At 58.0% G+C, this 24,249-nt stretch carries 17 protein-coding genes, 1 tRNA gene and 3 rRNA genes; 7 read left to right on the top strand and 14 right to left on the bottom strand.

Annotation, left to right across the window (positions count from 1 at the left end):
* The first annotated feature begins 3 nt into the window (after positions 1-3).
* Positions 4-792, top strand: coding sequence for a hypothetical protein (locus BLT69_RS01695; protein WP_092648236.1), 789 nt, complete (start codon positions 4-6; stop codon positions 790-792).
* A gap of 7 nt (positions 793-799) precedes the next feature.
* On the opposite strand, the gene BLT69_RS01690 is transcribed toward BLT69_RS01695, so the two are convergent.
* Complete coding sequence (locus BLT69_RS01690; protein ID WP_092648235.1) at positions 800-1,450, bottom strand: LuxR C-terminal-related transcriptional regulator; 651 nt, start codon at positions 1,448-1,450, stop codon at positions 800-802.
* A gap of 13 nt (positions 1,451-1,463) precedes the next feature.
* Positions 1,464-2,759, bottom strand: coding sequence for an ATP-binding protein (locus BLT69_RS01685; RefSeq protein WP_092648234.1), 1,296 nt, complete (start codon positions 2,757-2,759; stop codon positions 1,464-1,466).
* A 114-nt stretch (positions 2,760-2,873) separates the two neighbouring features.
* On the opposite strand from BLT69_RS01685, the gene BLT69_RS01680 reads away from it, so the two are divergent.
* Both BLT69_RS01680 and BLT69_RS01675 read left to right on the top strand, forming a co-directional pair.
* Positions 2,874-4,253, top strand: a complete 1,380-nt coding sequence (locus BLT69_RS01680; protein WP_092648233.1) for a PspC domain-containing protein — start codon at positions 2,874-2,876, stop codon at positions 4,251-4,253.
* A gap of 10 nt (positions 4,254-4,263) precedes the next feature.
* Positions 4,264-4,566 (top strand): hypothetical protein, encoded by a 303-nt coding sequence (locus BLT69_RS01675; protein ID WP_141757297.1) that lies wholly within the window; start codon positions 4,264-4,266, stop codon positions 4,564-4,566.
* A 13-nt stretch (positions 4,567-4,579) separates the two neighbouring features.
* Here BLT69_RS01675 and metG read toward each other — a convergent pair whose 3' ends face one another.
* A complete protein-coding gene (gene metG / locus BLT69_RS01670) occupies positions 4,580-6,385 on the bottom strand; it encodes a methionine--tRNA ligase (protein ID WP_058236216.1) in 1,806 nt (601 codons plus the stop codon).
* A gap of 57 nt (positions 6,386-6,442) precedes the next feature.
* Positions 6,443-7,378, bottom strand: coding sequence for an aldo/keto reductase (locus BLT69_RS01665; RefSeq protein ID WP_092648232.1), 936 nt, complete (start codon positions 7,376-7,378; stop codon positions 6,443-6,445).
* Positions 7,379-7,512: 134 nt separating this feature from the next.
* On the opposite strand from BLT69_RS01665, the gene BLT69_RS01660 reads away from it, so the two are divergent.
* On the top strand, positions 7,513-8,091 hold the full coding sequence (locus BLT69_RS01660; protein ID WP_092648231.1) for an isochorismatase family protein: 579 nt from the start codon (positions 7,513-7,515) through the stop codon (positions 8,089-8,091).
* A 20-nt stretch (positions 8,092-8,111) separates the two neighbouring features.
* Here BLT69_RS01660 and rsmI read toward each other — a convergent pair whose 3' ends face one another.
* From rsmI to BLT69_RS01635, 5 genes are all read right to left on the bottom strand, one after another.
* Positions 8,112-8,957: a 16S rRNA (cytidine(1402)-2'-O)-methyltransferase gene (gene rsmI, locus BLT69_RS01655; protein ID WP_092648230.1), complete on the bottom strand. Its 846-nt coding sequence runs from the start codon at positions 8,955-8,957 to the stop codon at positions 8,112-8,114.
* Positions 8,958-9,000: 43 nt separating this feature from the next.
* Entirely contained in the window at positions 9,001-9,213 is a 213-nt protein-coding gene (locus tag BLT69_RS01650) for an Rv0909 family putative TA system antitoxin (RefSeq protein ID WP_157886304.1), read from the bottom strand.
* 216 nt (positions 9,214-9,429) lie between these two features.
* A 5S ribosomal RNA gene (gene rrf, locus BLT69_RS01645) occupies positions 9,430-9,548 on the bottom strand.
* 124 nt (positions 9,549-9,672) lie between these two features.
* Positions 9,673-12,776 (bottom strand): 23S ribosomal RNA (locus BLT69_RS01640).
* A gap of 264 nt (positions 12,777-13,040) precedes the next feature.
* Positions 13,041-14,591: ribosomal RNA gene (locus BLT69_RS01635) — 16S ribosomal RNA — on the bottom strand.
* Together the 16S, 23S and 5S rRNA genes form the textbook arrangement of a ribosomal RNA operon.
* A gap of 592 nt (positions 14,592-15,183) precedes the next feature.
* Between BLT69_RS01635 and BLT69_RS01630 the strand changes: the two genes are divergently transcribed.
* Positions 15,184-15,259 (top strand) — tRNA-Ala (locus BLT69_RS01630).
* A 304-nt stretch (positions 15,260-15,563) separates the two neighbouring features.
* Here the strand turns inward: BLT69_RS01630 and arsA are convergent.
* Positions 15,564-17,324, bottom strand: coding sequence for an arsenical pump-driving ATPase (arsA, locus tag BLT69_RS01625; protein WP_092648228.1), 1,761 nt, complete (start codon positions 17,322-17,324; stop codon positions 15,564-15,566).
* A complete protein-coding gene (gene arsD, locus BLT69_RS01620) occupies positions 17,324-17,692 on the bottom strand; it encodes an arsenite efflux transporter metallochaperone ArsD (RefSeq protein WP_092648227.1) in 369 nt (122 codons plus the stop codon). Before arsD ends, arsA begins: the two co-directional genes overlap by 1 nt.
* A gap of 91 nt (positions 17,693-17,783) precedes the next feature.
* On the opposite strand from arsD, the gene BLT69_RS01615 reads away from it, so the two are divergent.
* Both BLT69_RS01615 and BLT69_RS01610 read left to right on the top strand, forming a co-directional pair.
* Positions 17,784-18,530, top strand: coding sequence for a metalloregulator ArsR/SmtB family transcription factor (locus BLT69_RS01615; protein ID WP_092648226.1), 747 nt, complete (start codon positions 17,784-17,786; stop codon positions 18,528-18,530).
* 412 nt (positions 18,531-18,942) lie between these two features.
* Positions 18,943-19,512 (top strand): DapH/DapD/GlmU-related protein, encoded by a 570-nt coding sequence (locus BLT69_RS01610; RefSeq protein ID WP_092648225.1) that lies wholly within the window; start codon positions 18,943-18,945, stop codon positions 19,510-19,512.
* 78 nt (positions 19,513-19,590) lie between these two features.
* On the opposite strand, the gene BLT69_RS01605 is transcribed toward BLT69_RS01610, so the two are convergent.
* From BLT69_RS01605 to BLT69_RS01595, 3 genes are all read right to left on the bottom strand, one after another.
* Positions 19,591-20,646, bottom strand: a complete 1,056-nt coding sequence (locus tag BLT69_RS01605; protein ID WP_092649047.1) for a S66 family peptidase — start codon at positions 20,644-20,646, stop codon at positions 19,591-19,593.
* Positions 20,647-20,749: 103 nt separating this feature from the next.
* Positions 20,750-22,591, bottom strand: coding sequence for a glycoside hydrolase family 35 protein (locus BLT69_RS01600; protein ID WP_092648224.1), 1,842 nt, complete (start codon positions 22,589-22,591; stop codon positions 20,750-20,752).
* Entirely contained in the window at positions 22,588-24,249 is a 1,662-nt protein-coding gene (locus BLT69_RS01595) for an ABC transporter substrate-binding protein (RefSeq protein WP_092648223.1), read from the bottom strand. Before BLT69_RS01595 ends, BLT69_RS01600 begins: the two co-directional genes overlap by 4 nt.

Genomic DNA, 24,249 nt, shown 5'->3' with positions numbered 1-24,249 from the left:
TTCATGGCAACTGTGCAGGCTACCGCTGGAGGACCCGTCCTCGTCATATCGGAAGACGAATGGAACGAACTGACATCCTTCATCATCAATGGCGAGCCACTGTCAGATGCTGTTCATCATTCACTGGTGGACGCTCATATCCTTGACGAATCGGGCGACCCGACCCCCACAGCTCTGGAGGCACTCAACGCAGCGTACTCGGTGCGCTCTCGATTCCAGGCTCTCGACGTTCGCCCCCATTCAGCCCAGGCCGTTGAAGCGTGGATCAGCTCCAGATCAACAACGATCGCCAAGCACAGCAACGACGGCGTTCACCTCTATGCTCTGCCCCCGGAAGAGCTTCCATCCGTTGTCGGACAGTTCCTCGACCTTATGCCTCGCCCCTCTGTTCACGAGGGGCCGATCCTGATGAGTGTGGAGCTGCTGGAAGGGCTGTACTCAGCAGACAGCACTCGGTGCGACCAGGTGCTGAAAGGTGCTGCTCAGGCTGGAGGGGATGACAGCACGCTGGCGCGCGAGCTCCAGTCTGGCCAGTGGACTCTGAACTTGCTGACAACTGACACACTTGCCGCAATGAACGACGGTGGGGAGGATCTCAGCACCGCAGGAGTGCGCCAATGGGAAACGACAGACATGATCATCACGCTGGGTGTCCCTTCGTGCCTGTATGCCATTGTCGTCGTGCCTGAGGAGGCACAGGCCGAGCTTGGCCTGTCGGAACCCGCACTTTTCGTGGACCCCACCACTGCCCCACCCGTGTGGGCAACCATCACGCAGTGGCTTTTCGCGTAGCCACTAGTCAGATCAAGTGACGCTGAGCCGCCCACCGGGTCAGTTCATTGCGGTTCGACAACTGCAGTTTGCGCAACACCGCTGACACGTGTGTCTCGACTGTTTTCACCGAGATAAACAGCTCGGCTGCAACTTCCTTGTACGTGTAGCCACGCGCAATCAAGCGCATGACTTCCTGCTCGCGCGCTGAAAGCAGATCCAGTTCGTCCTCGTGGACCGCCACCTCACGCGTGCCGAACGCGTCAAGTACGAAACCTGCCAGGCGGGGCGAAAATGCCGCGTCCCCGCTCGCAACGCGTTTAATGGCTTCCAGCAGGTCGCCAGGTGAAATCGACTTTGTGACATATCCGCGAGCGCCTGCTCTGATCACGCTCACCACATCCTCGGGCGAATCTGACACCGACAGTGCCAGGAAGCGCACCCGCGGGATATCTGCGCAACGCGCCACGACTTCCGCGCCACCACCACCCTGCCCGCCCGGCAAGTGGACATCCAGCAGTGCCACGTCAGGCTGCAGATCACGGCAGGCCGCAACAGCGCCGTCCACATCAGCGGCCTGGCCCACCACGGTCAGGTCAGCGCCCGATTCTTCCAGTTCGGAGCGCACACCTGCTCTCACCAGAGGATGGTCATCGATGACGACGATGCGAATACTCACCAGTTCTTCCCTCTCAGTTTTCAGTGGTCTCCGAAGGCGCAGCGTCGCCCTCGTCGATGGGGACACTCATGTGGATCTCGGTACCAGATGATAGGCGACGGATCGTCACCGTGCCGCCAACCCGGTCGATTCTGCCGATGATGGAGTGTCGGATGCCGTGGCGATCATCAGGGATTGTGTCCAGGTCGAAGCCCTCGCCCTGATCTTTCACGTAGACATCAAGGCTGATTGAGCCGACTTCCGCGTAGATGGTGACCGGTGGGCGACCATGACGCACAGCGTTCGTGGCGGCCTCCGTGGTGGCGGCAACCAGGGCGAGGGCCTGAACGGTGGGCACGCAATCTCCCACGCTTACTACCTCGATCGGGACGCCGTAGCGGGATTCGACGTTCTCAACGGACTCGCGAAGAGCTGCGGCAAAGGAGTCGGACACTTCGTGGTGACCCGTGTACAGCCAGGATCGCAGTTCGCGTTCCTGACGCAGCGCCAATGCTGAGACGCGGGTCGGATCCTGGGCGTGAGCGCGTATCAGTGTCAGCGTCTGCAGGACTGAATCGTGCAGGTGAGCGGCAATATCTGCGCGTTCGGCGTCGCGCACCTGCTGTTCACGTGTCGCTGACAGGTTCGTTGAGGCTCGCAGCCACAGCGGAGCAACCGCGAAGATCAGTCCACCGATCAGCACCACGCCGACGAACAGGGAGCGAGTCACCAGGAAACGTGACGTGCTGCCGAAGAACAGGGCGAAAATGCCGAGCAGGAAGAATGCGACGCCGGCGGCGATCAGTACGATGTTCAGCGCGCTGAGTTTCTTGCGACGCGAGGCGCTCTGGCTCCACACCAGTGCCAGTCCGACGATGGAGGCGAGTATGGCAGGGATGTCAACGGCCTGGGCGACGTTGAGTGCCACGAGGATCGCCAGAACAGTGGCAAGGCCGATCGCGATCAGTCCGGCGGCAAGCAGCTGGGCGGATACGCCTTTGGATCGGGCTGAAAAGGTCGATCGCGTCAAAGGGGTGGCGAGCGCGCCATCTGATCGGCTTGTGCGCCTGCCGCGGTCCACCTGCATGGTGACGGCGAACCAGACGTACAGGAGAATGCCGATTCCCACCGTGCACAACAACAGGCAGATCGCGCGGACGATCCATACATGTAATCCGATATGGACGCTGATGCCGGAGCAGACGCCGGCCAGGATCGGACGCGGCATGGCCTGTGAGGAATGTGTGGCGCGGATCAGCGGTGGACGTGAGGAGTCATGGCGGGCAGGCGGAATCCACCCGTTGTCGCGCTCACGATTGGCTGCTGTCACTGTTCTATCTTGGCATCAAAACCGCTCCGGACCGTGATTCTCAGCTTCTTTTCAGGGGGGAATCAGGGCTCTCCCCGATGGATGTGAACGACTCAGTCTGCCACAGTAGTTTTCATGAGTTATTCAGCAGGCACACCCTTCACCGATCCCGGGTCCTCATCGTTTTTCGATTCCATCCGTCGGTCAGGCTGGTTTCGCGGTGAGGATCGCCTGGTCGGAGGCGTATGCGCCGGCATGTCTGCGCGCACTGGCTGGAATCTGGCATTCGTGCGAGCAATGGCGATTGTTCTGGGATTGCTGTGTTCCGTTTTCATCTTGCCTGCCTATGGACTGGCGTGGGCTTTCCTGCCTGAGTACCGCGACGGCCGTATTCACTGTGAACAGCTGATCCGATTCGGCACATTCGATGTGGGGTTTGCGGGCGCACTGGTGACAACTCTGGTCGGACTGGCTTCCAGTGCTGCAGTGCCGTGGATCTACCCACTCGTCATTCTTGGCGCGATCATCCTGACCATTATGGCGATTGCCGGTGCGGTGCAGTACACGCGTAACCATCAGAAAGGCGCGCTACCACATGTGCCACCATCCAGCTATGTCCCCGCCAGCGCGCCTCGGCCTGTGAGTGCGCCAACACCATCTCCTGCCACCGGCACGCCGAACAATCCGTGGACGGTGCCACCTGCGCAGCGACCGGCCTCGCCCTCTGTGCCGATGCCGGCGAACCTGGCCATTACCGGCCTCATTGTCCTTGCTCTTGCAGCAGCGTGCGCGTTGGTCGTTCAGGAAGGTCTGGGCGGCGTGGATGCGGTACGCGTGTTCGTGGTTCTGACAGCGAGCGTTCTCGTGGGGCTCGGCATAGTTCTTGCGTTCACGGCTTTTCGAGGGCGTCGCGCGCCATGGCTGATCTGCCTGTCCGTTCTTGTGGCAGTATGCTCTCCACTTGTGCTGGCTGTGGGCTACTCCGAATACGAGCAGGAGCAATACCTGCAGACCCTGGAGAGCGAAGAACCGGGTATGGCAGAGGCAGACACGGCCGTGACATACGACTGGACTGCGACGCAGTTATCGGACACCGGTTCATTCACTCTGGATCTTTCGCAGGCACCGGCAGATGTGCTCAAAACGATCCGTCTGGACGATATTGGTGGCGATGTGACGATCGTGATGCGTCAAAATCAGCCGGTGGGGTTTCATCTGTACAGCTCAGTCGGTCTGATCCGCTCGGACTACTGGCTGGATGCACAAGGAGGCCGGGTGTCCAGCCCATGGATTCCGGAAGTGCAGTTCGTGTCAGAGGAACTGGCATTCCGCAATGACTTCTGGTCTCCTCAGCACGGGATCAACTTGGAAATCACCAATGTGTACGGCAGCGTCACCATCATCGAGTCTGCGCCTGCAGATATCTCCGGTGACACGATCCAGAGCGGCGACCTGTCTCAAAGCGGCGCACAGTCAGGAGACACTGCTCAATCATCTTCACGCAGCAATGGATAAGGATGCAGCAATGAGCGACGAATCAACACCAGAGAAGACCGACACTGAGGCGCTGCCCGACAGCGCGGACTGGCGCTCTGCCGAGCAAGGCGAAAATCCTGCGGCACCCGCGTTGCCGCCCCCGCCACCTCCATCCGTCAACGTTGGGCAGCTCATCTGGGCGGCAATTATCATCATGGCAGGAGTCCTCGTGTTCATCGTGGGAATTCATTCCACGGTCAACATGTCAATCCTGCTCATCGGATCACTGATCCTGCTGGGCCTGGGACTGATCGTCGCGGCAGTAGTCACGGCACGTAAAGAGGGCCGCTAGCTACGCGGCACTGTCAGGCCTGAGCCCGCTCCAGCTCCTCGTCGACAATGGCGTCGTCAAGCTTACGGAAGACGGGCGCGGGTTTGGCGATCGGACGGCCAACCTCAATATCATGGCGCTTCCACTCAGGAACATGCGTGTAGTCGCCAGTCAGAATCGGGTAGCGTCGCGGTGAGCCATCCTCGTTCGTCACGTCCAGATCTTCAACCTCATCGATGCGCGGCATGGGGGCGATGGTGCCCTCGCCGCCCATCACGGTGTCCACGTCGTTGGCTGAGTGCGGCAGGAACGGGCTGAGCATAATGTTCAGGTCGCTCACCACCTGCGCCAGTGTCCACAAGATTGTTGCCAGACGAGGGCGCTCTTCCTCAGCTTTCAACTTGAACGGCGCCTGATCAGTCACGTACTTGTTCGCCAGGCCGACCAGGTGCATTGCCTGGCCCAGCGCGGCTTTTTGATGGTGCGTGCGGATCAGGGAGCCGACCTCATCAAAGCCGGCTTCAACTGCGTCCAGCAATGCGCGATCATCGTCGGTGAGCTCACCGGGCTGCGGGATTTCGCCGAAGCGCTTGTGGATCATCGATGCGGTGCGGTTGACCAGGTTGCCCCACCCTGCCACCAGCTCCGAATTGGTTCGGCGCACGAACTCCGTCCACGTGAAGTCCGCGTCGGATGTTTCCGGGCCGGCCGCGCTGATGAAATAACGCAGCGCGTCAGGCTGGTAGCGGCTGAGCATGTCACGCACGTAAATGACAATGCCGCGTGAGGAGGCAAACTTCTTGCCTTCCATGGTGAGGAACTCAGACGAGACCACTTCTGTGGGCAGGTTCAAATGCCCGAGGTCACCCGGCTCGCCTCCCTTCGCACCTTCACCGTTGTATCCGAGCAGTTCAGCCGGCCAGATCTGCGAGTGGAAGACAATGTTGTCCTTGCCCATGAAGTAGTAGGACAGCGCCTCCGGGTCGTTCCACCATTTGCGCCACGCGTCAGGATCGCCGCTTCGGCGCGCCCACTCGATCGATGCGGACAGGTAGCCGACGACCGCGTCAAACCAGACGTACAGGCGCTTGGAGGGCTGGTCTTCCCACCCTGGAACCGGGATTCCCCAGTCAATGTCGCGAGTCATGGCACGCGGCCGGATTTCCTTGAGGAAGTTCTGAGAGAACTTGATGACGTTCGGACGCCACGTGCCGGACTCTTCACGCTCATCCAGCCACTTCGACAACGCAGCGGCCAGGGAGGGCAAGTCGAGGAAGTAGTGGTCCGTGGAGACGAACTCGGGTGTCTCACCGTTAATGCGTGAATGCGGGTTGATCAGATCTGTCGGGTCAAGCTGGTTGCCGCAGTTGTCGCACTGGTCGCCGCGCGCTCCCTCGGCCCCACACAGTGGGCACGTGCCCTCGATGTAACGGTCCGGCAAGGTGCGTCCCGTCGAGGGAGAGATTGCGCCTCGCGTGGTTTCCACCAGCATGTAGCCGTTGTCTCGGACAACCTCAAACATGGCGCGCACAACGTTGTAGTGATTACCGGTGGTGGTGCGCGTAAACAGGTCGTAGGACAGGCCCAGTGCCTGCAGGTCTTCGACAATCAGGCGGTTATTGCGGTCGGCAAGTTCGCGGGCGGTGACGTGTTCCTGGTCAGCCGCCACCAGGATCGGTGTGCCGTGCTCGTCCGTTCCCGACACCATCAGGACGTCGTGCCCCGCCATTCGCATATAGCGGGAGAACACGTCAGAGGGAACACCGAAACCAGCAACATGGCCAATGTGGCGCGGCCCGTTAGCGTAGGGCCACGCGACGGCAGACAGAATACGACTCATACCCTTAGCCTAGACTGATTTTCCGCCTGTGAGGAACGGGCCGGGGCCGGTCGTGACCTAAAGCCCATCCGACAGGCGCGTCAGTTCGTCAATCTCCTCCTGGCTCAACTCCACGGAGCTGGCCTGCATGATGCCTTCGAGCTGCCCGAGGTTACGTGCCGAGGCGAGCGGTGCAGCAATGGTGGGCTGCGCGATCAGCCAGGCGAGGGCGACAGCAGCCGGTGCCACATCCTTATCGCGGGCAATGCGCGTCACCGCGCCAACCACGTCGAATGCCTGAGCGGACACGTACGGAGCCACCATTCCGGCTCGGTCGCCTTCCAGCTTGTCGCCGCGGTGATACTTACCGGTCAGGAAACCGGAAGCCAGCGAGAAATAAGGGAAGACACCCAGGTTCCATTCGCGCGCAATGTCAAGGCGCTCTGATTCAAATTCGGCTCGGTGGACGACATTGAAGTGCGGCTGCAGGGCGATCGGCATGTGGTAGCCATGTTCGCGCGCGACGTTGCACCATGCGCGCAAGCGATCCGGCTCCAGGTTGGACATTCCGATTTCACGGATGGTGCCTTGTTCAACCAGGTCATGAAACGCGCTGGCGACCTCATCAATGGGAACGTCGGGTTCGTCGAAGTGTGCGTAGTACAGGTCGATCGTGTCAATGCCCAGGCGTTCACACGATTCTTCCACGGCAGCGTGAATGTTCTCCGGTCGCAATCCCTTGCGGGAGTCCTTGGATCCAACTTTGGTGGCAATCAGCAGGCGATCGCGGTTGCCGGGGCGTGCAAGCCACGGCTTCATGGCCAGCTCGGATTCGCCTCCCTCGTGACCATCCACCCATGCAGAGTAGACGTCGGCGGTGTCGACGAGCGTTCCGCCCAGATCGGCGTACGCGTCCAAAATGTCGGAGGTCATCGCTTCATCGGCGGTCCACCCGAAGGTGTTGCCGCCCAGCGCGACACCTGAAATATCCCAACGCCTGTCACCAAGTTTCATATCTTCAGCCTAAGCAAGAGGAGACATATTCGCACGCGCTTCATGCCTGTCGGTTCGCACTTTCGCTGCCGTACATCTACAGTTAAGACCAACCCACAAAGGTGCGCATATGCACCGAATCATGAGGAGGAACCGTGTCCCGCGCGCTCATCATCGTCGATGTCCAACCGACATTCTGCGAAGGCGGTGAACTCGGAGTCGAGGGCGGCAACGCGGTTGCGCAGCGTATCGCCGTTTTTGTGAGCAGCCACCCGGATACGTACGACCTCATTGCGACCACCCAGGACTGGCACATTGACCCAGGTGCGCATTTTTCCGACGAGCCGGATTTCGTCGACTCGTGGCCGCCTCACGGTGTTGCCGGCACACCGAATGCGGAAGTCCACCAGGCACTCAGTGATGTTCCCGTCGACATTGCCGTCAAGAAGGGCCAGTACGAGGCTGCCTATTCAGGGTTCGAGGGTGTCGCAGACGATGGCACCACCCTGGCCGACGCACTTCACCACGCGGGGATCACTGACGTGGATGTGGTGGGACTGGCTGAGTCTCATTGCGTGTGCGATACGGCAATCGATGCGGTTCGTGAGCAGTTCACGGTTCGCGTGTTTTCAGATCTGACGGCGCCGGTGAGCGAAGAGCTTGGCGTCAAGGCTCGTGAACGCATGAACGACGAGGGCGTGCAGCAGCTCGCATCCACTGCTGCGACGTTCTAGCCGCGCCGCCGCACAGCCTCCTACCGAGCTTTCAGCGCTTCCCGGTACAGGTCATTGCGGCGCGCACCCGTTGCTTCCGCGACCTGAGCGGCAGCGTCTTTCAGGCGCATACCTTCGTCAACAAGGGCAAGGACGGCCTGCACATGGTCACGCGCGTTCACGCTCTGAGTGGCGCCTTCAACGACAATGGTGATCTCGCCGAGCACGTCGCCCTGCGTAGCGTCGACCAGTTCCGCCAGGGTTCCGCGCATGATTTCTTCGTGCACTTTGGTCAGCTCTCTGCACACGACTGCGCGCCTGTCGTCACCGAAGTGCTCAGACATCAACGACAGCGTGACATGAACCCGGCGCGGTGATTCGAAGAAAATCAGGGTATGCGGGTCGCGTGCCAGTTCCTTGAGGGTGCGCTCAGCTTCACCCTGTTTGCGTGGAAGGAATCCTTCAAAGGCGAAGCGGTCTGATGGCAGACCCGACACAGCCAGGGCTGTTACTGGAGCGGAAGGGCCTGGCAGGGCGGTGACGCGTACTCCCTCGTCAATAGCTCCGTGAACGATGCGATAGCCCGGATCGGAGACTGTCGGCATGCCGGCATCGGAGACGACGAGGATGCGTGCACCTGATTTTGCCTGGCTGATGAGTGCACCCGCGCGCTCGCCCTCGTTGTGGTCGTGGAGGGCGAGGATGGATCCTGCAATGTGGACACCGAGGCGCGAGGCCAATGCACGGACTCGGCGCGTATCTTCGGCGGCAACGACATCTGCCTGCTGGAGGGCTGCGCACAGCCGAGGCGACGCGTCGTTGACATCGCCGATCGGTGTTGCGGCCACAATAATGGACGAAGCTGGTAGGGACTGGTTCTCATTCACGAGACCATTGTGCCCTACCAGCTCGAATTACGACGTGAAGTTCTTACTTGGCTTCTGCCTGGGGATCCTCGGCGCCAGCTTCGTCCTTGTGGCCGATCTTGCTGGAGATCGCGTCGCGCGCTGAGTCGATCTTGTCGTCGTACTGGTGGTCGGTGGCGTTCTTGGCTGATTCCGACACGTTGTTCAGCACATCGTCGGCCTTGCCGGAGTTCTGCACCGCGTCGGTCGCCTTGTTCTTCAGATCGTCAAAGTTCATGTCTGTCTCCATTCGTTGTCGGTGGCCTTAATGCCGATCTCATAATAGCTATTCGCCGCGGCGTATGTGATTTGAAACATGAAACGTTGGTTGACTGGGTATCCGGTCGGTCGGCCCCGCTGGGTGCGTGCGTCCGGGTAGTGTGTGCGCGTAAAAAGGGGGGGTGGGGTACGTGCCTGTCTCCAGGCCTGTACCCCACCCCCAACTCACGGTTGATTGCGGCAGTGTCTTACTCTCCCACGACCCCCCGGTCGCAGTACCATCAGCGCAAAGGCGGCTTAGCTTCCGGGTTCGGAAAGGAGCCGGGCGTTTCCCGCCTGCCATGAGCCACCGCAAAAATGTCACCCACCCACAACGTGTGGGTTGAGTGTGTACCGCACAGTGATTGCAAGCACCACACCCCAAACACAGGGTGCACGTGTTTTCTCGCTTCGCCCCACACACACTAGTGTGTGAGTGTTGGTTTAGAATCGGCCCATTAGTACCAGTCGGCTCACAACACCTCACAATGCTTCCACCTCTGGCCTATCAACCCAGTCATCTACTGGGGACCTCCCACCCCCCAAAAAAGGGGGGCACGGAAACCTCATCTCGAAGAAAGCTTCCCGCTTAGATGCTTTCAGCGGTTATCCCAACCGAACGTAGCCAACCAGCAATGCACCTGGCAGTACAACTGGCACACCAGAGGTTCGTCCATCCCGGTCCTCTCGTACTAGGGACGGGCCTTCATCAAGTTTCCAACGCGCGCAGCGGATAGGGACCGAACTGTCTCACGACGTTCTAAACCCAGCTCGCGTACCGCTTTAATGGGCGAACAGCCCAACCCTTGGGACCAACTCCAGCCCCAGGATGCGACGAGCCGACATCGAGGTGCCAAACCATGCCGTCGATATGGACTCTTGGGCAAGATCAGCCTGTTATCCCCGGGGTACCTTTTATCCGTTGAGCGACCACGCTTCCACAAGCCATGGCCGGATCACTAGTTCCTACTTTCGTACCTGCTCCACCCGTCAGTGTCACAGTCAAGCCCTCTTGTGCACTTACACTCACCACCTGATCACCAACCAGGCTGAGAGAACCTTTGAGCGCCTCCGTTACCCTTTAGGAGGCAACCGCCCCAGTTAAACTACCCACCAGGCACTGTCCCCAAACCCGATCAGGGCTCCAAGTTAGATGCATACTTGAACCAGAATGGTATTTCACCAACGACTCCACCACACCTAGCGGCACGGCATCACAGTCTCCCACCTATCCTACACAAGCACAAACACACACCAATACCAAGCTATAGTAAAGGTCCCGGGGTCTTTCCGTCCTGCTGCGCGAAACGAGCATCTTTACTCGTACTGCAATTTCACCGAGATCACGGTCGAGACAGCGGAGAAGTCGTTACGCCATTCGTGCAGGTCGGAACTTACCCGACAAGGAATTTCGCTACCTTAGGATGGTTATAGTTACCACCGCCGTTTACTGGGGCTTAAATTCAAACCTTCACCACAAAAAAGCAGTTAAGTCGTCCTCTTAACCTTCCAGCACCGGGCAGGCGTCAGTGCGTATACAGCGCCTTACGGCTTAGCACACACCTATGTTTTTAATAAACAGTCGCTTCTCCCAATTCTCTGCGACCCCAACCAGCACCACCCACGCAAAAGCAGGCACACCAGCAGGGCCCCCCTTATCCCAAAGTTACGGGGGCAATTTGCCGAATTCCTTAACCATGATTCACTCGCACGCCTCGGTATACTCTACCTGACCACCAGAGTCGGTTTAGGGTACGGGCGCTCATCTTCCTCACATCCAGGCTTTTCTCGGCAGTACAGGATCACCACTAGCCACCCCAACAGGCAGCCCCATCAGCCCTCACCCACGCGATCAAACGCAGCTTCCCGGATTTCACCCAAGAAACAGGCCACAACCTTAGACACACATAACCACCAGTGTGCAGCAACTACCTCCCTGCGTCACCCCAATGCTCACCACACACCCCACACCACACACAGCCACACAACAGCATCATCCCGAAAGACAACACCACGCACGGCAAGCACACGACGCGAAAGCATGCAGCGTCAGACGGAAAACAAACGGTACCAGAATATCAACTGGTCACCCATCGACTACGCCTGTCGGCCTCGCCTTAGGACCCGACTAACCCAGGGCGGACAAACCTGCCCCTGGAACCCTTAGTCAATCAGCGCGTAGGATTCTCACCCACGAAACGCTACTCATGCCTGCATTCTCACTCCCACCCCGTCCACCACCCATCACCAGGCAGCTTCACCCAGAGCAGGACGCTCCCCTACCCAAAAACAAAAAGTTATTGCCACGGCTTCGGCGGCACGCTTAAGCCCCGCTACATTATCGGCGCACAACCACTCGACCAGTGAGCTATTACGCACTCTTTCAAGGATGGCTGCTTCTAAGCCAACCTCCTGGCTGTCAACGCGACTCCACATCCTTTCCCACTCAGCGCACGCTTAGGGGCCTTAGCCGATGATCTGGGCTGTTTCCCTCTCGACCACGAAGCTTATCCCCCGCAGTCTCACTGCCACACCCACTTGAAATGGCATTCGGAGTTTAGCTGACGTCAGTAACCAACACGGCCCATCAACCAACCAGTAGCTCTACCTCCACCAAGCCCAGTGTGACGCTGCACCTAAATGCATTTCGGGGAGAACCAGCTATCACGGAGTTTGATTGGCCTTTCACCCCTACCCACAGTTCATCCCCCAGGTTTTCAACCCTGGTGGGTACGGGCCTCCACCACGTCTTACCATAGCTTCACCCTGACCATAGGTAGATCACCCCGCTTCGGGTCCACAACACGCGACACACGCCCAAAATTAAGACTCGCTTTCGCTACGCATCCCCCACACGGGTTAAGCACGCCACGCATCACTGACTCGCAGGCTCATTCTTCAAAAGGCACGCCATCACCCAACAAAAGCAGGCTCTGACGGCTTACAGGCACCCGGTTTCAGGCACTATTTCACTCCCCTCCCGGGGTACTTTTCACCATTCCCTCACGGTACTATGCACTATCGGTCACCAAAAAGTATTCAGGCTTACCAGGTGGTCCTGGCAGATTCACACGAGATTCCACGAGCCCCGCACTACTCGGGCACCCCCTTGGCACACACGCACACACACAGCTACACGACTATCACGATACTTCGGTCACCCATCCCAAGATGTTCACCACACGCACACGCACACACCCCACCCCCGGCAGAAGATGAGAAAAAAGAGCCCCACAACCCCGCACACGCAACCCCCGCCGAGTCACACACGCACACGGTTTAGCCATCATCCGCTTTCGCTCACCACTACTCACGAAATATCTTCTCCTACGGGTACTAAGATGTTTCACTTCCCCGCGTTCCCCCTACCACCCTATGAATTCAGATGATAGTGACCAGGCACAACCCCAGCCAGGTTCCCCCATTCGGACACCCTCAGATCAACGCTCGCTCGCCAACTCCCCAAGGATTATCGCAGGCCGCCACGTCCTTCATCAGCTCTTGGTACCAAGGCATCCACCGAATGCCCACAAAAACTAAACACAACACAAACATGAAAACATGCAAAAACAACAAAACACAGAAAACACAATAAAGATGCTCACAACCACTATACAGTTCACAAACAACCCACCACACACCCAACCACCACAACAGCAGCAGCCAGACGCAGGCAACAAACACTTCCAAAACACACAGGAATTGAAAGAAAACCCGACAATGTGTCTGCCCCGCCAACACTCACAACCCCACAACGCGCCCCACCCCAAAAAGAGCAGAAACAAACGCACAAACAGGGCTCCCTAGAAAGGAGGTGATCCAGCCGCACCTTCCGGTACGCCTACCTTGTTACGACTTCGTCCCAATCGCCAATCCCACCGTCACCTGCTCCCCCCAAAAAGGTTAAGCCACAAGCTTCGGGTGTTACCAACTTTCGTGACGTGACGGGCGGTGTGTACAAGGCCCGAGAACGTATTCACCGCAGCGTAGCTGATCTGCGATTACTAGCGACTCCACCTTCACGAGGTCGAATTGCAGACCCCGATCCGAACTGAGACAAGCTTTAAAGGATTCGCTCCACCTCACAGCATCGCAACCCTCTGTACCTGCCATTGTAGCATGCGTGAAGCCCAAGACATAAGGGGCATGATGATTTGACGTCATCCCCACCTTCCTCCGAGTTAACCCCGGCAGTCCCCCACGAGTCCCCACCATAACGCGCTGGCAACATAGGGCAAGGGTTGCGCTCGTTGCGGGACTTAACCCAACATCTCACGACACGAGCTGACGACAACCATGCACCACCTGCACACCCCCAACCAAATGCACACCTATCTCTAGGCGCTCAGGGCGCATGTCAAGCCTTGGTAAGGTTCTTCGCGTTGCATCGAATTAATCCGCATGCTCCGCCGCTTGTGCGGGCCCCCGTCAATTCCTTTGAGTTTTAGCCTTGCGGCCGTACTCCCCAGGCGGGGCACTTAAAGCGTTAGCTACGGCGCAGAAACCAAGGGCGGCCCCCACACCTAGTGCCCAACGTTTACAGCATGGACTACCAGGGTATCTAATCCTGTTCGCTCCCCACGCTTTCGCTCCTCAGCGTCAGTAACGGCCCAGAGACCCGCCTTCGCCACCGGTGTTCCTCCTGATATCTGCGCATTCCACCGCTACACCAGGAATTCCAATCTCCCCTACCGCACTCAAGCCTGCCCGTACCCACCGCACACCCCCAGTTAAGCCAGAGGATTACACGACAGGCGCGACAAACCGCCTACAAGCCCTTTACGCCCAATAAATCCGGACAACGCTCGCGCCCTACGTATTACCGCGGCTGCTGGCACGTAGTTAGCCGGCGCTTCTTTACCCGCTACACTCACCACTACCCAAATAGCGGCTTGCACACGAGCGAAAGAGGTTCACAACCCGAAGGCCTCCATCCCTCACGCGGCGTCGCTGCATCAAGGTTCCCCCCATTGTGCAAAATTCCCCACTGCTGCCTCCCGTAGGAGTCTGGGCCGTATCTCAGTCCCAATGTGACCGCCCACCCTCTCAGGCCGGCTACCCGTCAAAGCCTTGGTAAGCCATCACCCCACCAACAAGCTGATAAGCCGCGAGCCCATCTCCCTCCAGAAACCACAAAGGCCCCTTTCCCACACCCCCCATGCGGAAAGCGCAGAACATCCAGTATTAGCACCCATTTCTGAGCGTTATCCCAAAGAAAAAGGCAGGTTACTCACGTGTTACTCACCCGTTCGCCACTCTCACCACACAACCACAAAGGCCACGCAGATCCCGTTCGACTTGCATGTGTTAAGCACGCCGCCAGCGTTCGTCCTGAGCCAGGATCAAACTCTCCAAACAAAAAACAAAAACCATAATCTGCTCAGAAAACAACCACCCCACAACAGGGCAGCCAATCCCAACCAAAAAAACTCAAAAAACAAAAACAAGCATCAACAAAACAAACACACTATCGAGTTCACAAACAACACCCCCACACGCCCACAACCCCAAACAAAAGGCCACAAACGCGGGACAACCACCACAAACAACACCAACCACAAACAATCAGCACCGCCCGGGCGACAAGAAAATACTCTACGAACAATCGGGGCGATCGTCAAACTGATTTGCGGTGAGCTCCCTCACCGTTCGATTTTTTGGCACAATGTCGCCAAGCAGCAGGTGGAATACTGTTTTAATCCGGTTTTTATCATCATTAATTCTGGTTTTTGGAGCCTAGTTGAGTGCGCTCCACCATCGCTGATCCCCTAAAAGTGTGGCGCACCAAGCACTGAATTACTCAGATCAATTTTTGTGCGCCTTAGTGTTGATCCGCGCTGGCAGTGTGCATGCATGTAAGCGCGCATCAGTACTCGTAAATGATGGCGGTGCGCTTCACAGTCTCCAGTGTGCATTTCGTGCTGCCAGGGTGGTACGATACTTGAGCCTTGGGGCTATGGCGCAGTTGGTAGCGCGTCTCGTTCGCAATGAGAAGGTCGGGGGTTCGAATCCCCCTAGCTCCACCATTAGGACGCTCATTTTGATACAAAGTGAGCGTCCTTATATTTTGCTCAGACCGGTGGCGTTTTAGCTTGTCAAAGGAATTCACTCGAGGAGGTTGCTGACTGACGGCTGGGCGTAACGAATGGCACCTGGGGGCTAAGTGACGTGAGGATCTGGATGAGCCAGTGCGTATCGCCTGGTTGCAATAGCAAGGATTCAAGCCATACAAGTCTCAGGATAGTATTGGCCACCCCGTCTGTCCCATGAGCTTTAACTGGTAGCAGACGAGGCGGCCTACACTGTTGAACCTTAGTGAATCAATACTTGCTATAGCCCATTGTTGAGCAGTACCGGTAGTTGAACTACTTCGGTATTCGCTTGGGCGATAATGTCCTCAATTATTGTCTGCTGTGCGCGGGCTCGGCGCGTAAGGAACGGCGATGACGTCTCGGTTGCTGGAAGCGACTGGTTGATTACCCATGCCCACGGCTCAATACCTGCTCGCGACAGGTCGGCTGCGAGGGATTGTGCCTCGAGCATTGGCGTGGTTTCTGGCAGTGTCACGAGGATTGGCCGGGTCACTTCCGTATCTTGCAGGTGTTGGAGCGTGGTCGCGGAATCGTCACGTCCGGATTGGCGCATGAGTTCGCGGTGGTAGGATCCAGTGGCGTCCAGTAATAGCAGGGTGTGCCCGGTGGGGGCGGTGTCGAGGACGACCCACTGGTTTTGGGCCGTTGCTACGACCTCAGAAAATGCTTTGAAAACGGCCACTTCTTCCGTACATGGGGAGCGCAGGTCTTCCTCCAACTGTGCGTACCCGTCGGCATCGAGAGAAGCACCTTTGGTGGCGAGCACTTCTTCACGGTAGCTAGCCGTCACCGCGTCCGGGTCGATTGATGACACCGTCAAACCTTTGATGCGATCTTCGAGGGAAACATCGAGGTGATTCGCGGGATCCGTGGTGGACAGATGCACTGGCTTGCCACGCTTAGCGAGTTCCAATGCCAGCATTTGCGCAACGGTGGTTTTCCCAACCCCACCTTTGCCCATACACAAGACGAGTTTCGGTTTTCCCTCTGCTAGCTCATCCACCAGATGGGATAAACCGACGTGCAGCTCGAAATTGGACTGCGCAGAGCCCGGCTCTAGTGTGGGATCCACGCTCGAAGTTGCGTCGCCGTCAGCCTCGCCCAGATGTAAGAGTCCGTCTACCCCCATCACCGGGTTGGCATTCAACTCGATCCGTACCGTTGGAACACTCTTGATCGCGCTAAGCTGCGTATTCGTGGCAAGGCCATCAAGTAGTGCCTGTTCGCGGGCATAAACTGACTCCGACAGCTGATCGGTGGCGGCGCTCACTGGCAAGATCCCGTTGATCACCAACAGTGCGGGTTTGATTCCCATCTCAAGTAGTTCACCGGTGGAACGGTTAGCTTCTTGCAGGGTCGAGATTTGAGCCCTGGCCACCAGAACCAGTGAAGTTTGTGCCGGGTCAGACAGAGCTGCAACCGCCTCGTGATAGGTTTGCCGGTTCTTCTCTAGCCCCGACATCGGCCCCAGACACGAGGCGTCACCCGCGCCTTTATCAATGAAACTCGACCAATCACCGGGTAAGGACAGTAACCGCAGGGTGTGTCCGGTCGGGGCGGTATCGAAAACGATGTGGTCATAGTGGCTAGTAATGTCTTCGTTCGTTAGATAGTCGACGAATCGATTAAAACTAGCGACTTCAACCGTGCAGGAACCGGACAAGGTTTCTTCGGTTGTTGCTAGCACCTCGGGCGGCAGCAGGCCACGAACCGGACCCAGGATAGACTCGCGATACCGCTCCGCTTCTGCCTCCGGATCAATCTCTACGGCATCAAAACTGATAGCGCCGGGCACAAGGTCGGTTAGCTCTGCGCCGCCCGATCCGATCTCACGGCCGAATACCTGCCCAATATTCGAGGCTGGATCAGTGGATACTAGCAGCACTCGCTTACCTTCACCTGCCACGCGGGTAGCTAAAGAGCAAGCAACCGTAGTCTTTCCGACCCCACCTTTACCGGTGAAAAACGCAAACTTGGTGCTCAGTTCAGGAAGGGACATTAGCAACACCCACTTCCGCCACAACAACCAGACTCAGCGACGGGCAAAGTTGTTTTTCCGTCCGGGGCTGCCCCTGCGAATTGACGAAGCTGATCGGCTTCGGGATAGGAACCAGTCGCGACGATAATGCCATCAACCACAGTAACTGGCAGGCCGTCCGTGCCAGCTACCTCCACATAGGCGCGAACCGGTTCGCAAGTCGCAAAATCGGTAGGGGCAGACGCCAAATTGTGCCTGGTGACGGTAATACCCTCGTTATCCAGGGCGGTCAGAGCCGCGTTGAAATCAACGAGAGCCTGATCTACGTCGGTTCCGCATACCCCGGAAGAACAGCACAAAGCCGGTTCATAGATATCGATTTGACGCACAATTAACTCCTCACATTTCGATGACTGTCGAATCGACACAAACTCTATCACACGTTTCGATGGGTGTCGAAACGTGTGATAGAGTTCCTGTATGAACAGCCAACACGCTCCAAATTGCTGCCCCGCACCTGAAATCGCCGGCGAAGGTCAATGTCAGGACGCAGCAGGCGTTTTTGCGGCACTCAGTGATGTCACGCGGCTGCAACTGGCTCTGTTCATATACCGCTGTGCACCGAACCCGGTGTGCGCATGTTCATTTCCCGAGGTTTTTAATATCAGTCGGTCAACCATTTCGCACCATCTCACCAGGCTGGTAAATGCTGGCATATTAGGCCGTGAACAGCAGGGTAAGTGGGCCTACTATTCTATCTCCCCGGATTTTGATACTCGACTCCTTGACGTTGTCGCTAAACACGTGCCTCAACAACCCGCAAGCCGAAAGGGAGCCGCCGTGACCAGAATCCTTTTTGCCTGCAGACAAAACGCTGGTCGCTCACAAATGGCAGCTGCCATTGCGCAAGAACTAGCCAGCTCTGACGTGACCATCATGAGTGCGGGCACCGAACCGGCCGAGGAAGTACACCCCGAGGTGCGCGACGCCCTCGCCGAAATAGGGTTAGAGCCATTTGCACAGCCAGAAAAACTTGATCCGGCGAAAGTGAGGATGGCAGATTGGGTGATTACGATGGGATGCGGCGAATCATGCCCAATTTTTCCCGGAACCCACTATGAAGACTGGGAGGTCGCTGACCCGTCGGGTGAGCCCTTAGAGGTCGTACGCGAAATCCGCGACGAAATTACCAAGCGCGTAAGAGAGCTACTAACCCGAATCACTTAACGAAATATCGCTTCACATCCCAAGCAATGCCGAAACATCGTCAGTCGGAAAACGACGGTGACTAGCCAAACCATTGGAATGAACCCAACACTCGGAATTTGCACCCACCCAGCCTGGTTTTCAACCCGCCCAAAGCCTGGTATCAAAATGAACGTCTAAGTAACCGTGTGATGTGTCGGGACATCGTTGACAATCAGTTAGCGGTGTCCCGGTCTTTTTGTGTGTGGATGTGTCACGTCATTGGCGGTATTTAGATCTTGCAACCATTGATACCGCGCCACAACAAGGACAGCTGATTCCTCTTTGGATCGCCTGCATGCCTAACGCTGGCGCTTACTGCCGATAACTACTCTCTCGACGACGAAATCTCGACTCGACGGGAATGCGACAATGGGCAGCAAGGAGGAACCACATGAATCGAGCAGAATTCCTGAAAATGATGGCTGATGGCCAGGCACTCACACCCGGAAGTGATGCCACGGAGTTCATGCAAGCCCGCGCAGTCCAGACCCGGCTTCTGTGTCAGCAGCTGAACTCAGGGGTGCACAGCGCCGAACAGATCCGCGACCTCATTCAGCAGATCACCGGCGAACCCGCCAATCCAACACTCAACGTGGTAACTCCCCTGACTATCGACTGCGGCATCAACCTGCATTTTGGCGAGGGCATATTCATCAACGCCGGATGCTGCTTCCAGGACCAGGGCGGCATCTGGATCGGTGACCGCGCACTGATCGGCCACAACGTCATCTTTGCCACCCTTAACCACGACGAGCACCCAGACCGACGCGGCACCTTGCATCCCAAGCCGATTCACGTCGAAAACGATGTGTGGATCGGCTCCAATGCTGTAATCCTGCAGGGCGTCACCATCGGCGAAGGCAGCATCGTGGCTGCAGGAGCGCTCGTCACAAAAGATGTGCCCGCTCGCCACATCGTGGCCGGTAATCCTGCGCGCGTCATCCGCCCCATTCGCAGCTAGTCGCCTGCAACTCACACCCCACGATTCGTAAGGAGGTCTCCGCACCCGCCCTCGTTCGCCCTTGTTGACGAGGGCGACTCACACGGATGCGAAATGTGCAATCACCGCGCCCGCTGACGGGTCAAGCGTGATTTCACCACCATAGGGCAGGACAAGTTGCGGTCGCGTATGGCCAAACGGCAACCCGATACACACCAGCAGGTCGCGCGTGTAGTCAACGATGTTGGACAGAAGGTACTCGGTGTAGGCCTCGCGGCGAGCCGTGACCACAGCTTCCGGCTCGTCGGGCATCTCCCGATTACGCACCACAGGACGGGCGAACACCAGACCTGCGGCGGCGTCCAGATACCCACGCTCCCCCATCGCGCGCACCCAGCGTCCCACGTAATCCGGCGGTGGCAGCATTTCGGATGTCTCCAGCAGAAGAATCGCACCTTCGAGTTCACGCGCCGCCGGCAGACGGTCCGCGAGCGCCAGCTGATCGATCACTTCCATGCAGCCGCCCCAGGTGCGCCCTCGTACAAGTGCGTCAGGGCCGATAAACTCGAGGGGAATTGCGCTTTCTCGTCGGACAGGCTCAGTCAGTGCCTGTGGCGTCGACCAGTCCCACCCGTAGTCCTCACTGTCTTCAGGCATGGGCAAGGGCAGGTCTTCCTGACCAAAAAGCGCTGCACGCACCGTTGCCAGGTGCTCGCTATCCACACCAGGGCCACTTCCGAAATGCACCATGGAGGCGCCACCGTGATATGACGCGATTTCGTTGCGCCACAACCAGTTCAGGATATTTGTGTTGTCACTGTATCCGAACACCGGTTTTGGGTCACGTCGGGCCAGAACAGGGTCAAGGAACCGGGTGATCCGGATCTGATCGTCGCCGCCCACGGTGGTGAAAATGGCGCGGATCTGCGGATCAGCAAGTGCGGCATTGAAGTCCCTAGCGCGATCAGCTGGTGACGCATTCATTGCCGCCGTGGTGGGGTATTCAACCACTTCCACATTCAGCAGCTCTTCCATGCGCGAGACCGCCTGGCGGTGAACCTCCGGGAAATAAGCCGGTGCCGCCCACGCAGGTGACAGCAGTGCCACTTTGTCGCCAGGCTCTGCAGGAACAGGTGCCGAAATCTGGTGTGCCATGGTTGCCATCGTAGAGCCACCGCGGGCACCTCTCCATGCACTCAGGCCCTGGCTGCGCCGAGCCAGGGCCTGAGATGTGTCCGCACCAGCGGTTCCAGTGCTTCTAGTCCTCCGTGGTGAACAGCGGATGGTCGATAAGTGAGAGCGAGGGGTGCTCACATTCCAGATCCAGCACGGTGATCCGATGTCTGCCGGGTTTGAGCAGCGGCGACGGGACGTACAGTGCGTGCTGTGGCCCGATATTCCAGAAACGCCCCAGGCAGAAGTCATCAATCCAGGCGATGCCGTGACCGCATTGCGATACGTCCAGGTAGGCGTCCGCCTCGTCCTCGACGTCAAATGCCGCCGAGGCAAGAACTGGCAACCCGGCCGAAGCGCTGTGCTCAGAATTCGCCCCGTTCGCTTCCTCGCATGCGGCAAGGAGCGATTCTGGCGAAAGCGAGACAACCTGCCAATTGTTCAGGAAACGCACCCCGTACCAGATTCCTCGAACGACTCCCTTAGGATCGCCCAGGTGGGGGCCAAAGTTCACACGCCCCAGGTTCTCGACGAGTATTTCCAGCTCAACCGTTGTCCCCTCGAGCGATTGCCTCTCCGCAACATCGCCCAGCGCAGGCTCCAGCGATATTTCCTGGTCAGGATTGTTGCGATCAGCAACTCCCAGGAAGACCCCATTACCCCACACGTAGGCCCTGTCGTGCAGCTCCATGAACCGAAGCGGCACAATGGCGCCGTCAGACCAGGGGAAGACCGTGATCTCGCGTTTGAGCAGCTGGAATCCCAGGTCGATTCCCGCTTCTTCAAAGGTGGGAACCCACGGCCAGCCTTCACCTTCACTGTGCCACAAGGGCAGTGTGCGCAGGTTGTGGGAATGCTCGAGCTGCAGATCCAGGCGCGGCTGCATTGTGGGATTTTCCGTGATCCCCAGGCGTTCGCGTTCTGCCTCGTAATCGGGAAGATCCCGGTAGCGTGCGATCGTCTGTCGGTAGGCGTGGAATTTTGCCGTGAGCCTTCCGTCTTCAGCAATGGGAGCGTCGTAGTCGTAGCTGGTCGTGGTCGGCTGGTAGTCCTCCGCCTGGTTCGCACCGGCCCACAGGCCAAAGTTGGTTCCTCCGTGCGCCATGTAGAAATTGACACTCATGCCGTGCGAGAGCATGAAATCAAGTTCGTTCGCACAGTCCTGGGCGTCTCTGTCGTGGTGGGGTTCTCCCCAATGGTCAAACCACCCGTTCCAGAACTCCATGCACATCCCCGGCCCGCCGTCTGTCCACTGAGACAGCACGGGGAGGACCTGTTCAGCTCGCGACCCGAAGTTACCGGTCGGATACGCGCCCTCCACGGTTCCGGCAGATAGCCACAGGGAAGCACCGCCGTCGCTTGTCACCAAGAGTTCATCGATCCCACGGTCGGTGACCATATCTCGCATAATCGCGAGGTATTGCGCGTCATCCCCCCATGAACCATATTCGTTTTCCACCTGGACGGCGACGACGTTGCCACCCCTGTTGGATTGGCGCTGCGCCACAATCGGGATGAGCTGATCGAACCAGCGGGACACTTCCGACAGGAACTTCTCATCGCGGCAGCGCAGCCGCAGGGATTTGTCGTGCGTCAACCACGACGGCAGGCCGCCGTTTTCCCATTCGGCACAAATGTAAGGCCCTGGTCGCACAATTGCGTCCAGGCCAAGCTCCGCCGCAATGTCGAGGAAGCGGCCGAGGTCTCTGCCACCTTCAAATGACACAACCCCGGAAGCCGGGGCGTGAAAGTTCCACGCCACATATGTCTCGACGGTATTGCAGCCCATCAGGGCCAGCCGCTTGAGACGGTCTTCCCACAAATCCGGGTGCACTCGGAAATAATGCAGTGCACCGGAAATGATGAGATGCGGTTCATTGCCAAGCAGGAACTGCGCGCCCCGTACTTCCAGTGTTGGTCGCGTCATGATGATTTCAGATTCAAAATAGTGAGAATAGCGTCTGCCGGCAAGGTGTTATTCGGTACCCAGGTAGTTTCTCCCTGAACAGGCCAGCCTGTCCACCTCATCGAGTTGAGCTCGGCTTTCCAGCCGGCAGTTGCTGTGGCGATGAACGGGGCCTCCTCAACCAGGATCTCCTGTGCTTCGACAGCCAGCTTCTTGAATGCATCATCCGTGCTTCCCGGTGGGAATTCTCCAAGCTTGACGCCGATCTCATCGAGACGCTCGTTCTTGAAGAACATCTCGTTGCCGTCATTCTTTTCTCCAGGCGTTCCGACGCGCGCCGAGTCAAAGTGCGTAACGATGTCCGTGATCTGCAGACCCTGCGTCGGGCTCGAGGACATCATGCCGTAGTCGCCCGATTCGACCAGCTGAGAAAATGGCTGGTCAGCCAGCTGGTTGATTCCCACTGTCAGGCCGAGGTTCTGCTTCCACTGGTCAGCTAGGATCTGCGCCGTCAGCACCCATTCGGTGTAGGGCTGGTAGACATCATATTGCAGAGTGTAGGACTGTCCGTCCTTCACCAGATTGCCGTCGACAACCTCCCATCCGGCGTCAGCCAGATCTTTCTTGGCGGCTTCGACATCCAGCTTTGCTTCCTGACCACTCGCGAGGATATCTCCGTACACGCTGGGGTCAAGACCAGCCTTCGTCGGCACTGAGTATCCAACGTTGACAGCCTTCGCGGCAGCTTCCAGGTCAATCGAATCGCGCAGCGCACGCCTGACTGCGGGATCGTCGTACGGTGCTTTCATCGTGTTGAAGACGATTCCGTCGCTGGTGCCCACCGGGTAGAAGGTATAGCTGAAGTGCTCGGGGTCCTTGCTGACGTATTCTTCATCAGCGTTTTCCCACCCGGCCGTGCCGTAGTCAATTGTCCCCTTCTTCAGGGCGTCCTTGGCGGCGTCAGCACTCATAGCCATGATCTTCACGGTCTTGACGTCAGTGGATGTGTCACCCCAGTAGTCGTCGCGCATCTTCAGTGTCAGCTGCTGAGGCGAGAAGGAATCAAGGACGAGGGGACCCGTCCCGATCGGCTCAGGGTTGGTGAAGGTAGCCGGATCCTCGTCTTTCCACACGTGCTCCGGAATGATCTGGCGCTTTGCGAATGAAACCAGGTCAGCGAACGCCGGTTCGTCGTACACGACCTTCACATGAGTGTCGTCGATAGCGCTGACTTCCTTGAATGGGTAGTACGCCTTGGTCTTTCCGTCGATCACGAGCTGCCAGGTGAACGCCACATCCTTCGCGGTGAATGGTTCACCGTCGCTCCACGTCGCATCGTTACGCAGGGTGAATGTCAGTTCTGTTCCATCCTCATTGAATTCCCATGATTCAGCAAGGAAGGGAAGAACCTCGCCGGCCTTGGTGCGATCAAGACGAACCAACGGCTCGTAGAAGAACGCTGTGCCCGGCGTAACCGCAGTTGCTGTCGGGGAGAACAGGTTGAAGTTCTGACTCCAGGTGGTTCCGCCCCAGCCGGCAATCTTAACCTCGGAGCTCGATGCGTCTCCGGAGGCACTCGACGATGCCCCGTCTCCCTTGTCGAAGGAGCACCCGACGCCGGTCAGCGTCACCGCTGACAACAGGCCGACTGCCAGTGCTCGTCTCCATCTCCTCATCAT

It is taken from the genome of Schaalia radingae (assembly GCF_900106055.1).
GTDB lineage: Bacteria > Actinomycetota > Actinomycetes > Actinomycetales > Actinomycetaceae > Pauljensenia > Pauljensenia radingae_A.
This window is presented reverse-complemented; position numbering and strand designations above follow the sequence as displayed.